At 63.2% G+C, this 12,867-nt stretch carries 12 protein-coding genes and 1 pseudogene; 8 read left to right on the forward strand and 5 right to left on the reverse strand.

Annotated elements, in window-relative coordinates; all coding sequences use genetic code 11:
* The first annotated feature begins 273 nt into the window (after positions 1–273).
* Genes trmB through AB0N65_RS20355 form a run of 3 tightly spaced genes read left to right on the forward strand, consistent with a single transcriptional unit; the run spans position 274 to position 2,086 of the window.
* The gene (trmB, locus tag AB0N65_RS20345) at positions 274–1,179 is read left to right on the forward strand and encodes a tRNA (guanosine(46)-N7)-methyltransferase TrmB (RefSeq protein ID WP_364165998.1); all 906 of its coding nucleotides are present in this window, start codon (positions 274–276) and stop codon (positions 1,177–1,179) included.
* A gap of 21 nt (positions 1,180–1,200) precedes the next feature.
* Complete coding sequence (locus tag AB0N65_RS20350) at positions 1,201–1,593, forward strand: hypothetical protein (protein ID WP_364166000.1); 393 nt, start codon at positions 1,201–1,203, stop codon at positions 1,591–1,593.
* Between the two features lies 1 nt (position 1,594).
* Positions 1,595–2,086: an SRPBCC family protein gene (locus AB0N65_RS20355; protein ID WP_364166003.1), complete on the forward strand. Its 492-nt coding sequence runs from the start codon at positions 1,595–1,597 to the stop codon at positions 2,084–2,086.
* Here AB0N65_RS20355 and AB0N65_RS20360 read toward each other — a convergent pair.
* Both AB0N65_RS20360 and AB0N65_RS20365 read right to left on the reverse strand, forming a co-directional pair.
* A complete protein-coding gene (locus tag AB0N65_RS20360; RefSeq protein ID WP_364166006.1) occupies positions 2,070–2,729 on the reverse strand; it encodes a zf-HC2 domain-containing protein in 660 nt (219 codons plus the stop codon). The genes AB0N65_RS20355 and AB0N65_RS20360 overlap by 17 nt on opposite strands.
* Complete coding sequence (locus AB0N65_RS20365) at positions 2,726–3,223, reverse strand: sigma-70 family RNA polymerase sigma factor (protein ID WP_364166009.1); 498 nt, start codon at positions 3,221–3,223, stop codon at positions 2,726–2,728. The genes AB0N65_RS20360 and AB0N65_RS20365 overlap by 4 nt, the downstream gene beginning before the upstream one ends.
* Positions 3,224–3,363: 140 nt before the next feature.
* Here AB0N65_RS20365 and AB0N65_RS20370 point away from each other — a divergent pair, with 140 nt between their 5' ends.
* The 4 genes and pseudogenes from AB0N65_RS20370 to AB0N65_RS20385 all read left to right on the forward strand — a co-directional run bounded on the left by AB0N65_RS20370 (position 3,364) and on the right by AB0N65_RS20385 (position 6,064).
* Positions 3,364–3,903 carry a hypothetical protein gene (locus AB0N65_RS20370; RefSeq protein WP_364166012.1) on the forward strand — a complete coding sequence of 180 codons (540 nt, stop codon included), beginning with the start codon at positions 3,364–3,366 and terminating at the stop codon, positions 3,901–3,903.
* Positions 3,904–4,042: 139 nt separating this feature from the next.
* Positions 4,043–4,713: pseudogene (locus tag AB0N65_RS20375) on the forward strand (aldehyde dehydrogenase family protein); the annotation flags it as partial.
* A 44-nt stretch (positions 4,714–4,757) separates the two neighbouring features.
* A complete protein-coding gene (locus AB0N65_RS20380) occupies positions 4,758–5,420 on the forward strand; it encodes a GntR family transcriptional regulator (protein WP_364166015.1) in 663 nt (220 codons plus the stop codon).
* Between the two features lie 50 nt (positions 5,421–5,470).
* A complete protein-coding gene (locus AB0N65_RS20385; RefSeq protein ID WP_364166018.1) occupies positions 5,471–6,064 on the forward strand; it encodes a DUF5655 domain-containing protein in 594 nt (197 codons plus the stop codon).
* A 74-nt stretch (positions 6,065–6,138) separates the two neighbouring features.
* On the opposite strand, the gene AB0N65_RS20390 is transcribed toward AB0N65_RS20385, so the two are convergent.
* Complete coding sequence (locus tag AB0N65_RS20390; RefSeq protein WP_364166021.1) at positions 6,139–6,987, reverse strand: hypothetical protein; 849 nt, start codon at positions 6,985–6,987, stop codon at positions 6,139–6,141.
* 167 nt (positions 6,988–7,154) lie between these two features.
* Between AB0N65_RS20390 and AB0N65_RS20395 the strand changes: the two genes are divergently transcribed.
* Complete coding sequence (locus AB0N65_RS20395) at positions 7,155–10,592, forward strand: DEAD/DEAH box helicase (RefSeq protein WP_364166024.1); 3,438 nt, start codon at positions 7,155–7,157, stop codon at positions 10,590–10,592.
* Positions 10,593–10,818: 226 nt separating this feature from the next.
* On the opposite strand, the gene AB0N65_RS20400 is transcribed toward AB0N65_RS20395, so the two are convergent.
* Together AB0N65_RS20400 and AB0N65_RS20405 are read right to left on the reverse strand one after the other, a co-directional pair.
* A complete protein-coding gene (locus tag AB0N65_RS20400) occupies positions 10,819–11,997 on the reverse strand; it encodes an MFS transporter (protein WP_364166027.1) in 1,179 nt (392 codons plus the stop codon).
* Positions 11,994–12,659, reverse strand: coding sequence for a GntR family transcriptional regulator (locus tag AB0N65_RS20405; RefSeq protein ID WP_364166030.1), 666 nt, complete (start codon positions 12,657–12,659; stop codon positions 11,994–11,996). Before AB0N65_RS20405 ends, AB0N65_RS20400 begins: the two co-directional genes overlap by 4 nt.
* Positions 12,660–12,867: the final 208 nt, after the last annotated feature.

Below are 12,867 nucleotides of genomic sequence, written 5' to 3' on the forward strand. Positions count from 1 at the left end.
GCCGGTAGTCAGTCACCAGCTGAGACTATCCAACGAATGCGGCCATGACATCGCTTATTCGGACAGGTTATCCCTGTGGTGTCCGGTAGAGGATCGGTTTACGGGCGTGACTCACTGGAAGACTCCTGGGCGTGTAACCAGGAGATGCCCTTGTCTCTAAGGCGGTCCTCATACAGCTCGCGAACGTGGCCAAGAAATCTGAACACTCCCTCGAAACGGCCCTAGCCAGACGTCCGCCTCTGCTGGGCATAGAGGCCAAGTATTCTGGAATGGATGAGTGAAACCCCAGATTCCCCGCGACCTATCACGCCCGGCAGCCAGGCTTCCTTCGGTACCTACGGTGGCCGGCCGGTCAGTTTTGTGCGCCGTGGCACCCGCCTGCAGGGCCGGCGGCAGGCTGCGTGGGAAGAACACGCCGAGCGCTGGGCGGTCCAGGTTCCCCGCCATGTTGCCAACACCTCGGTGCACCCGGACTACACCTTCGACGCCGAAGCAGTCTTCGGGCGCAAGGCTCCCCTGATCGTCGAGATCGGTTCGGGCCTGGGGGACGCCGTTGTCCACGCGGCGGAGCAGAACCCGGACAAGGACTTCCTGGCCGTGGAGGTCTACACACCTGGGCTGGCCAACACCCTCATGAAGATCAACAGCCGCGGGTTGACGAACGTCCGCGTGGTGGAGGCGAACGCTCCGGAGGTTCTGGAGTCGATGCTTCCGGCCGGCTCAGTCAGCGAAATCTGGGTATTCTTCCCTGATCCGTGGCACAAGGCACGCCACCACAAGCGCCGACTCATCCAGCCGGCCTTTGCTGCCGTTGCCGCCAAGGCCTTGGTCAAGGGTGGCTACTGGCGGATCGCCACGGACTGGTCGAACTACGCCGTCCACGTCCGCGAGGTCCTCGCTGGTTCCACGGAGTTCGAGAACATGCACGAAGGCGAGCGCAGCGGCGAGGAGAGCCCGCTGACGCAAGTGTGGCAATCCGGCGTCGAATCCGTAGTGGGAGGTGCGCCGGTCAAGGAAGGCCGCGCGCCGGTCAGCACCGAGCACACCGGCCCGAACGAGGGCATTGATGAGGAAGGCGGCTGGGCTCCGCGCTTTGAGGGCCGGATTCGGACGAGCTTCGAAAACAAGGCGCATGAGGCCGGCCGCATGATCTTCGACCTCACCTACCGCAAGCTCTAAACAACGGACTTTGGGGGATTCATGAGTTACCAGCCACCGGTCGGGTACTACCAGCAACCACAGCGTTCCGGCACCCGCGGCCTGGGCGCAGGGATCACCAGCATCGTGTCCGCGGTGCTCTCCCCGGTTGCTGCCGTGGTGAGCATTCCCTTGGGCGTTGCGGCCATCGCTTCGTCGATAAGCCGCTACAACCAAGGCAACGACGCCTGGTGGTTCGGTGCGCTGATCCTGGCGGGGGTCGCGGTCCTGCTGGCCATCGTGGCTGTGGTCAGTGGTTTGGTGGCCGTTTTCCGCGCCGGACGGATGAACGCTGGCCGCATCACAGGAATCATCGGACTCGTGCTCATGGGTCTGAACGTTTTTGTCGTGACCTTCCTGGTCTTCCTGGTGTTCGGCTCTGGACAGGCGGCCTGACATGCCGCAAGTACGTGCTGAAAGGCTGATCCGTCTGGACCCGGAGACGACCTTTGCCCTGTCGCAGACCACTGGCGACTTCAGGCTCAAATGGGATCCGTTCATATCTGCGCAAAGCTACGTGGACGGCGCCCGGGCGGCTGGCAAGGGCGTTCGCACCAGAACGGTCTCCCGCATGGGCCTCACCATGGTCAGCGAATATGTTTCCTACGCGCCGCCCCGCAACGTGGGCATGACCATGGTGGCCGGGCCGTGGTTCTTTGAGAACTTCGGCGGCGGCTGGCGGTTCACGCCCGACGACGGCGGCACGCGCGCGGTCTGGAAGTACACCTTTTCGTGCCGCCCGGCTTGGTTGAAGCCGCTCGCCGAGAGGATCGGAACGTGGCTTTTGGGCCGGGAGATTGAACGACGGATCGAGGCGTTCGCCCGGGCCTGCGAGGATCCGGAGCTGATCGCCGAGCTGCGGTCAGGGAATCTCAGGGAACCGAGATAGAAGCCACCGTCCTCTGGGCGTCGTCCCGCAGTTCCACGCCCGCAATCCCGGCGAGCTGAACAGGCGTAGCGCCCGTGATCTTGATGCGCCCACTCGGTGTAGCAGTCCAGCCGCAGGTGCGTTCCTCGGCACCGTCGCGGCCCTTGACCCAGAGATATAACGTGCCTTCGAGAGGCATGCTCCGGCCTTCGACTTCCAGTTCCGTGCCCCAGTTCTTCTTCACCATGCCCACGGTCAGCTGCAGGCCGTCGCCCGACTGGACTGAGTAGGTAGCGTCTGGCTTGGGTGGTTGGTTGAGGAGCGGGCCGGCCAGGAATCCCACGGCAAGGCACGCAGCGGCAACTGCACCAACCAAAGCCGCCCATCGCCGTCGTGATGTCCGCCGACGCGCCGACAACTCAACCAGGACCTTCTGCGGAAGCTGCTCCGGCTTTGATTCCGCGGGCGCAGGCGCAACCGTGAGCGCCACCGCGTCCGCGGCCGGAACGGCGTCGAGGAGGGCGGGCAGGCTTTCCAAGGCCTCGAGCTCGCCCCGGCAGTGGGCACAGCCGGCAAGGTGCTCCTCAAACTCGCGTGCTTCCTGAGGGCCCAGCCCGCCCAGGAGGTAGGCGCCCAGCAGTTGGTGGACGGAGTTGCCGGTCATCGTTCCACCCCCATTTCATCAAGGATCGTTCGGAGGGCTTTCACAGCATAGAAAGCCCGGGATTTCACAGTGCCCGCGGGGATGTTCAGCTGCAGTGCGGCCTCGCTGACGGTGTAGCGCTGGTAGTGCAGGGCCACCAGGACTTCCCTGTGTTCGTGGCTGAGCCGCAGCAACGCTTCCTCCATGAGCACCCTGTTCAAGAGCTCGTCGACGCGCTCGGTGGCGGCGTGGTCCGGCAGGTCGTGTTCCCCTGCCTCGCTGGGCCGCCGCTGCGCTTTGCGATAGTTGTCGATGATCACGTTGCGGGCTGTCCTGAAAAGGTAGCTGCGCAGACTCCCCGTGATCTGCGGAGCGTGCTGCCACACTTTGAGGATGGTCTCCTGGACGACGTCGTCGGCCAAGTGGGTATCGGGGGTGCAGCTGAGCACGAAGCGTTTGAGGGCCGTGCCGTGGTCGCGGTAAATCGCGGCCACTACATCCTCGTCCAACGGCATGGCCACCTCCTCTTGCTGCCCTACTTCCATACGACGCCGGTCGCCGGGAAATGGTTCAGTACCTTGAACCATTCTTCCCCCGCAAGCGTCGTACGGGTTAGCGCCGGTCCATCCCGGCCGGCTCGTTAAAGGAGCTAAAGATGAAAAAGCACTTCACGCTTGGTCTCGGAGCATTGGTCCTGGCCGCCGCCCTGGCCGGGTGCGGCGGCAGCCCGGGAACGACCACCACGTCCCCGGCAGCAACTACTTCCCCCGCCACCTCAAGCCCGGCAGCGTCCAGCCCTGCCGCCTCCAGCCCCGCCGCTGCGGGAGCCGAGATGAAGGTGGCCTCCTCAAGTGCCGGGCAGATCGTGGTGGACAGCAAAGGCATGAGCCTCTACTTCTTCACCAAGGACGTCAAGGACTCGGGAACCAGCGCCTGCACGGCCGCCTGCCTGGCTGCTTGGCCGGTCTTTACGACGACGTCGGACGCACCCGCCGTTAATGGCGTCACGGGCACTGTGGGAACCATCGCGACACCAGACGGGAAGAAGCAAGTCACGCTTAACGGGATGCCGCTGTACTACTTCGCGCAGGACAAGGCACCGGGCGATGTGCTGGGCCAAGGCGTCATGAACGTCTGGTACCTCGTGAGCCCGGACGGCGAGATGATCAAGGGCGGCGGCACGTCCGGCTACTGAGTTCGCCGGGAGTTCTTTCGTGTTTCATGGGGGCCAGGAGCGGTGCCCTCAGCGGGCCCGGGGCCGCCGAGGGCCCTCGTCCCCGGGGTCGCAAACTGTTGACAATCTTCATTGACGGCACATGGCAAGAGGCAGCCAACGCCTCCACCTTCCCGGTGAACCTATTGGTCCTTGCGTCTTGGTAACTCCGTGGAACTTCCCGCTCGCAATGGGCACCCGCAAGATTGCTCCTGCCGTCGCAGCCAGCTGCACCATGGTCTTCAAGCCCGCGGCCTTAACACCCCTGACATCCTTGGCCCTGGTGGCAAAGATGCGGAACATGGGCGAAGCCTGCACAGCCGCCAACCGCTTCTTCGTGCATCGTTCCGTCATGGAGGAATTCAGCGGAAAGTTCGCCAAAAAGATGTCAGAACTAAAGGTAGGCAACGGCGCAATGGCTGGTACCGACGTCGGACCCCTCATCGACCGGAAAAGCGTGGAAAGGTCGAAAGCCTCGTAGCAGATGCCGTCTCGAAGGGAGCAAGGGTCCTGACCGGCGAAAGCCGGCCGGAAGGCCCCGGGTACTTCTACTCCCCCACCGTCCTGGTGGATGTGGCACGGGACTCCGACCTGATGAGCACGGAAAGCATGGACAAGGCCATGCGCTTCCCGGCGGAACTTGAGGTCGGAATGTTCGGGGTGAACACCGGTCTGGTTTCCAACCCTGCAGCCCCGTTTGGCGGGGTCAAGCAGTCCGGGCTTGGACGCGAAGGCGGAAAGGTCGGCATCGACGAGTTCCTGGAGTACAAGTACACGGCCATCGCGGTGTGACATGCGTTTCCCGGTATAATCGACAATCGACAAGGAGGCAGCACATGAACCGCAAGTTCGAGTGGCATGAGCAACGGACAACCACGCCGGATGGTGTGTACCGAGTGCTCCGCACCGCCATCCTTGACGGGACCGTGCCTCCCGGGGAACAACTGCGCGAGACGCACATCGCCGCGGACCTCGGCATCAGCAGGTCCCCGCTACGCGAGGCGCTGACCAAACTTGAGGAGGAAGGGCTGGTCGTCAAGATCCCCTTCCGTGGATCCTTCGTCGTGGAAGTCAGTGCCCGTGACGTCGCTGAGATCGCTGCTGTGCGCATCCTGGTTGAACCGTATGCCGCTGAGCTCTCGGCCCCCACGTTGCGGGGGGCCGAGCATCTCCGGCTGAAGCAAACCATCGAGGAACTCTACCGGGCTACCGATACGAACGACATCCCGGGCAGCATCGACGCCCATCTTCGCTTCCACAGGCTCTTCTACGAATTTTCCGGGAACGCCGCGCTGCAGAACATGTGGACCGGGTGGGAGAACAAGCTCCGGCTGTACCTGGCGATTGACCACCGCACCTACAGCGATCTTCATGACATCGCTGTTGAGCATGAGAAACTCGCTGAGCTTGCCCTTGCTGGTGACTTCGAGGCCTTCCGCCAAGAGATGGTCAGTCAATTCCAGAATGCCCTCCACGAACAGCCCTTGGATCAGAAATAAGCCACGGTCTCGACGGCAACCGGCCGGACATGCCGGGCTACGATCGGGACATGAGTGAGACTTCGAACTTCACAACAGCAGCCAAGACTTGGCAGACCATGGTGGACAGCAACCAGGAGCTGCTCCTGCGGAAGTCCGGCCATGACGTTCACTGGTGGGCCGCGCAAGGCCGGGCCAAGGGACTGAAGAACGACGCCGAGCTGCGCAACTGGATGCGCGAGGAGCACGGCATCACCGGCTACGCGCAGTACGCAGTCTCGTGGGAGATGTTCGGCTACCCCGAGTTCATGCTCCGTGACGCCGACGAACTTATCGACGGACAGTACGCCAACCACCCCGGGCTCCGCCCGATCGCCGACGCCCTCCTGGCCTGGTCAGCGGAGACCGAGGGCGTGGGGATCCAGATGCGCAAAGGGTACGTCTCGCTGCACAGCCCCCGCCGCAAATTTGCCCAAGTCACTCGCACGAACAACACGACAGTGGACGTAGCCCTGCGCCTGGACGCCCCGGCTGAGGGTCGGCTCGAAGCCGTGAAAGTACGTGAAGGAGACTACTTCGATCGCCGCGTCCGGCTCAGGTCAATTGACGACGTCGACGACGAGTTGCTGGGCTACCTCGCCAAAGCGCTGGACCAGAACCGCTAAACAAAGCCGGGCGGCCGACATCCGGAAGCGCGCGCAGCACGCGGAGGATGTCGACCGCCCGGCGGCGATGAAAGCTAAGCCTCCACGAAGTCCTCGGACTCCTCAAACTCTACGGCCGCGATGATTTCCTTCGTCTCCGGATGGATCATGAAGGCTTCGTCGTCGTCCTCCACCATGATGTAGTCGCCGTGGTCGGTGGAGAAATGCCAGGCGAGGGTGGTCACGCCGTCGTGATCGTAGTTGGGGTCCCCCATGGTGATCTTTTCCAGCGCGTAGCCGGCAATGTCGCACAGTTCGCGGATGATGACCTCGAACTCGGGGGCGTTGGCGAGGGCTTCTTCCTCCGCTTCGGCCTGGCGTTCTTCGAGGTCCGGGATCTGGGCGACGCGCTCGGCGATGTGGGCCTCCAGTTCTTCCTCAGTCAGAACCAGGAGGTTGGACTGTCCCCGAAGGAAGGCTGCGTTGAGGTCGATGATGTCCTCTTCCTCAAGCAGGGCCTCGAACTCGCCATCGAGCTCATCCAGTACGGCCACAGCGCCGACGGCCGGCTCGGACTCGTCCAGGTCGCCGTCGAGGTAGGCCTCGGCTTCGTCTTCCGTGAGGGCGTCAAAGGCAGCGGCCGTGCGATTGAAGAGGTCCAGGTGACGGGTGGCTCCCATGCCTTCCAGCCCTGCGCGGACAAAGCCGTCTACTTCCTCACGCTCGGGGGCAGTGAACACATACTGGGCAAAGCCGCCGGCCAGTGCCTGCGTCAGGTAGAAGTCCACAAAGTAGCTGTTGAGCGCAGCCGGCGCGATTTCGTCGCTGTTGAGGAGCTCCGCGTACATCTCGTTCACGACGTTGACGTTGGAATCCACTACGTCCGCATTGCCGGCTTCGAAGCTGGCCTTGTTCAGGACGACGGGGTACTCGTTGGTAGTCATGGGAAATCCTCACTGCTAAAAGCTGGTGGTGCTCCGGACCCTTTCAACGTAATCGGGGGAACCTGCGCGCCGGTCGAGGTAGAGGTTAACGCTGGGCGAAGTTTGGGGGCTGTTCCCTGCTGACTAAGATTGAGCAGATAACCTCCTGCCGAAAGTAGCCCTTACGCATGCCGTCTACCACGGACGAAAATTGGGAACTCGCCATCCAGACCCCTGCCATCAACGACCGCTCCCTCGCGGCCGGATTGGCGTATGCCATGGGCAGCCGCGTGAGCGGGATTTCGTTCGATTCGGGGACCGGGCTGCTCCTCGGAAAGGTCCGCGGCAATGGTCCCCAACCGTATTCGACGTCGGCCAAGCTGGTCCGCAAGCCCAACGGCTGGAGCTGCACGGTGGGCATTTGCAGTTGCCCGGTCCGCAAAGACTGTAAACACGTCGCCGCCCTCCTGTTCACGGCAGAAGACCACCCCAGCATCCGGGCGCAACTGCTTTCGCAGGCGCCGGGCCTGCAGACAGCCCGCCCGGACCAGGCGGGAGCCCGTCCGGCTTGGGAACTTGCCCTCAACAGGTTGATTGCCAAGCCGGGTGCTGCCCCGAGCGCGGCAGGCATTCCGCTTGCACTCCAATTCGAGGTGGAGGAACCGGCTGCCCACTTCTCCTACACCGGTCGACGCGACCCCATGAGAAGCGTCAGGCAATTGAAGGCCCGCCCCGTGATGATGGGCGCCAAAGGCAAGTGGATCCGGGGCGATGTCTCCTGGAACAACCTCAGCTACGTCAGCTTCCGCCGCGAATTCAACGAGGACCAGGTCGAGTGGCTCCAAACCTTCCTGGCAGCGCACGGTGCCCCCAATGCACGGTCTCAACCGTCCGGAGCGATGTGGCTGAGCCTGAATGACTTTGCCGGGAAGAACCTGTGGGCCCTCCTTGATGAGGCCAACAAAGCCGGGATTCCGCTTATCCACGCGGCTGGGAGCGAGCCTGTCCGGGTGGAGACGCAACCCGCCGTCGTCGGACTCAGTTTGGCGCGCCTGAGCGCCAACGGAACCGCAGGGGAAAAGCCCGACGGCGGCCTGCAGCTTGCGCCGTCGGTGACCGTGGGCGGGGACGCCGTGCATGCCGGAACGGTGGGCTTCCTGGGAAAGCCGGCCACCGGGATCTTCTTCACGCATGCCGGACCGGAGACGCTGCCTGGCGTGCCGCCGCAGAGAAACCTCATCACCCTTGCTCCGCTGGAAGGTGGCATCACCGACGAGCTGCTGCAGTTCGTCAGCGAGGGCTCCACGCTGACCATTCCTGCCGAGGATGAGGGCCGGTTCCTGACCTCGTTCTACCCCAAGCTGCGCCAGTCCACGCCGGTGCAGGCTGCGGATGATTCGGTGGAGCTTCCGACGCTGGCCGTGCCGACGTTGTCGCTGCTCGCCAACTACGGCACTGACCACAAGGTTCGGCTGCACTGGGAGTGGCACTACACCTCCGGAACGCTCGTGACGGCCCAGCCTCTCTGGCGGCACCCGGAGGACCGCGGCTACCGCGACGACGTGGCTGAGGCCCGCATCCTCGAATCCCTGGGGCACCCGTGGGAAATCGTCCCGGCGTTGGCTGAATCGGCCACCGGTGGTTGGGGTGCTCCGCGGCTCACGGCCACGGCCGAGCTCGGCGGCCTGGATACACTCGCGTTCACCGAAGAGGTGCTTCCGGCACTCAAGGAACTGCCCGACGTCGTGGTGGAAACCTCCGGTGACATCGCCGACTACCGCGAGGCCGCAGAGGCCCCCGTTGTCTCAATTTCCACCAAGGAAACCGCGAGCGGTGACTGGTTCGACCTCGGCATTGTCATCACACTCGAAGGCGAGCCTGTTTCCTTCGCCGCAGTCTTCTCGGCACTTGCTGCGGGACAGACCCGCATGCTGCTGCCCAGCGGCGCCCACTTCTCCCTCGACCTGCCCGAACTCCACCAGCTTCGCGCCCTCATCGACGAGGCCCGTTCCCTGCAGGACAACCCCGACAACAAGGACGGGACCCTGCAGATCAGCCGCTTCCAAGCGGGGCTCTGGGATGAGTTCGCGGAGCTGGGGATCGTGGACGAACAGGCTGCTGCCTGGCGTGAGTCCGTGGGTGGGCTGCTCGACGACGGCGTGACCGGACTGCCGCTTCCAGCCAGCCTTAACGCTGAGCTGCGTCCGTACCAGTTGGAGGGCTACAACTGGCTCAGCTTCCTCTATAAGCACAGCTTGGGTGGAGTGCTTGCGGACGACATGGGCCTGGGTAAGACCGTGCAGGCCATTGCATTGATCTGCGCGGCGATGGAGTATGCCGTTTCCGGTGCCGCTGGTTCCGAAGAGCCCGTTGATGCTGTGAAGCGTGCCCCGTTCCTGGTAGTTGCTCCCACCAGCGTCGTGAGTAACTGGGCCGCAGAAGCGCAACGCTTCGCTCCGGGTCTCGTGGTCCGGACCGTTACCGAAACCTTTGCCAAAAGCGGTGCGGAACCTTCCGAAGCTTTGGCGGGTGCCGACGTCGTCATTACCTCCTATGCCCTGTTCCGGATTGATTACGAGGCGTACGCGTCCTCGCCGTGGGCCGGGCTCATGCTGGATGAGGCGCAGTTCGTGAAGAACCATCAATCCAAGGCGTACCAGTGCGCACGGAAACTGCCCGCCCGCTTCAAGCTGGCCATTACGGGCACGCCGCTGGAGAACAATCTCATGGAGTTCTGGGCGCTGACGTCCATCGTGGCACCGGGGCTGTTCCCGAGCCCCAAGAGGTTCGCCGAGAACTACCAAAAGCCGGTGGAAAAGAACGGTGACTCAGCGCAGCTGGCCAAGCTCCGCCGTCGAGTCCGTCCGCTCATGATGCGCCGCACCAAAGAACAGGTGATCAAGGATCTTCCGCCGAAGCAGGAGCAGGTCCTCGAAGTTGTCCTCAACCCGCGGCACCAGAAGGTGTACCAGACGCATTTGCAGCGCGAGCGGCAGAAAATTCTCGGCTTGATCGACGACGTCAACAAGAACCGCTTCACGATCTTCCAGTCGCTGACATTGCTGCGGCAACTGAGTTTGGATGCGTCGTTGGTGGATTCTTCGTTGTCCGGGGTGCGGTCCTCCAAGCTCGACGTGCTCTTCGAACAGCTTGAGGACATCATCTCCGAAGGGCATCGGACGCTGATCTTCAGCCAATTCACAGGGTTCCTGGGCAAGGTGCGCGAGCGTCTTGATGCCGAGGGCGTGGAGTACTGCTACCTCGATGGCAGCACCCGGAACCGCGGAGATGTGGTGAGCGAGTTCAAGAACGGCACGGCTCCCGTGTTCCTGATCTCGCTGAAGGCCGGTGGCTTCGGGCTCAACCTCACAGAGGCGGATTACGTGTTCCTGCTCGACCCGTGGTGGAACCCTGCTTCCGAGGCGCAGGCCGTGGACCGCACGCACAGGATTGGTCAGGCCCGGAACGTCATGGTGTACCGGCTGGTTGCCAAGGACACCATCGAAGAGAAGGTCATGGCGCTGAAAGCCAAGAAGTCGCAGCTGTTCGCGGATGTCATGGAAGGCGATGCCCTGGCCGGTGGGTCGTTGACGGCGGAGGACCTGGCGGCGCTGTTTGCGGAGTAGGTGGCAAGGGCCGGCCTGCAAAACGGAGGCGTCCACGCCGGACCGTTCGGCCAGGAGACGAAGGTCAGCGCACTACCCCGGCGACGGCAGAGGCGGCTGGATGCCGCGCTTCGCTGTTGGTTGGGGCTGGGATGCCATGACGGCTGTCCTGTAAAACGTTCGACGGCGGTCTCCCGCACGTGGGAGGTCGCCGTCGCGGTCTACGTTGCCCGCAAAAAGTGACGCTTCAGTCGTCCAGCCGCACCCCGCGCAACAGCAGCATCGTGCCACCAACAGCAACCGCCGATGCAAGGAACACACCGGCCGCACCGAGGCCCACAGCCACCACGCCAATGGCGCTGGGAAGGACCACTTGGCCCACCCGGTTCCCGGCCAAGCGAAGCGCAAGGGCACGGCCGCGTTGACCGGCCGGGGCCTGCGCAGACAGCCAGGACATGGTGAGCGGCTGCCCGATCCCCAAACCCAGTCCCAGGAAAGCCATAACGACAAAGAGCAACCACTCAGGCATGGGGATCGCCGCAACAGCCAAGGACACGGTCGAAACAGCCAGGCTCAACACCAGCAGTTTCATCCGCCCGAGCCTGAGGGATACGCGTCCCAGGCCGAGCCGGGACACCATGGAGAACACGGCCCGGACAGCCAACATCAAGCCGACAGTTGCCGCAGTGATGCCACGTTCGGCACCAAGAGCGGGCAAATAGACCACTGTCAGGTCAACTACGGCCAGCACAGTGGCACTTGTAGCCAGTGCCCTGACGACGCCCGGGGTCTTGAGCAGCGAAACCGCACTCCCCTTTCTGCGCCCGGCACCTTTCATTCCACGTCCCCGGCCGCTGACGCGGGATGACACAACGAACGTCATCCCGAAAAGCACGGAACTCATGGCAACGGACAAGATAAAAATGGCCTGCGTGTCGGGGCGCACGGACGCACCACCTACCAGCGAGATTGCCAGCGGACCCAGCGCCTGGCCAAGCGACGCCGCAAACGTCAAATACCCGAAGGCAGAATCCAGCCTCGAGGCCGCAGCGTTGTTGGCCACCACTGCCTGTTGCCCCACCACGCACGCCAACTGACCGGCACCAAGCAACGCCGTGCCGGCGATCAGTGCCGCTACCGATGTGCCCCAGAACAGCAGGAACGCAGAACAAGCAAGGACGACGGCGGACCCCGCGGCCATGAGCCGACGCTCACCCAGGCGGTCCACGAGTGAGCCGATGGGCAAGGCGAGCAGCAAGGGGAAGACCGCATAACTTGCTGCAAGGACGCCGAGCGCGAAGGCAGGAACGTCGAGTTCAAGTGCCCGGTAGGTTGCCGCGGGCCGGACCAGGAACGTGACGGCCTGGATCAGGGCCGAATGGATCAGGAGTGCCGTGGATGAGCGACGACCGAGTTCGCCGATCATTCGACGTCGAGGCCTTTCGCGGAGATCACCCGAAGCGTCTCGTCCCGGGCACCAATGACGTGGTCGAATGCGATCTTCGCTGCTTGGTCCGGCTTTTTGGCTGCAATGGCTTCCACCAACAGGCGGTGATTCGCGAGGGCTTCTTCCCGACGCTCCGGCGCGTTGTTGGTGAAGTAGCGGTAGCGTTCCACCTGACTGACGATCTGGTTGTGGAACCGTTGCGCCCATGAATTGTTGGCAATCCCCGCGACGGCTGCGTGGAGCGCCACTCCGTACTTCATGGCTTCATCAGCGAATCCGACCATGGCCGCGTTGCGGTCAAGGAGTCCCTGCAGCCTTTCAATGTCCTCGGCTGTTGCCTTGGCGCATGCTTCCCGCGCCATGAGCGACTCCAACGCAGCCCTGACGTCGTAGAGCTCGGAGACTGCTTTCGCGTCCAGTTGGGGAACCAGCACTCCCCCGGTGGCTTGCTGCTCCAGGAGGCTTTCCGAAATCAGTCGGCGGATCGCTTCCCGGAGCGGGGTGCGGCTGACCTGCAACGCGGTCGACATCGCAGGCTCGTAAATGCGGGTGCCGGGCTTGAGTTCCAAGCTCAGGATCTGCCGCTTGAGTTCGGTATAGACGTGGTTTGCCCCGGTGTTCCGGGCTTGTGTTTCTGCCATGGCCTGCCTGACGTCGAATCAGTGTACTTGTATACATTTATACAGCACAAAAAAACGCTCTCTCACCTATGGCCCCCTTTTCCGGATCGCTCTCTCGTCTATCGAGAGAGCGATTGCGGTCGTATGGTTTTCTGAGACAGCTTGATGGGAGATTCGTTTCAGATGTCCACGCCCAGAAGAAAATATGATGCCGTGTTTCGTGAGGAAG

The organism is Paenarthrobacter sp. NPDC089322, from assembly GCF_040684895.1.
In the GTDB taxonomy this organism is placed as follows: Bacteria; Actinomycetota; Actinomycetes; order Actinomycetales; family Micrococcaceae; genus Arthrobacter.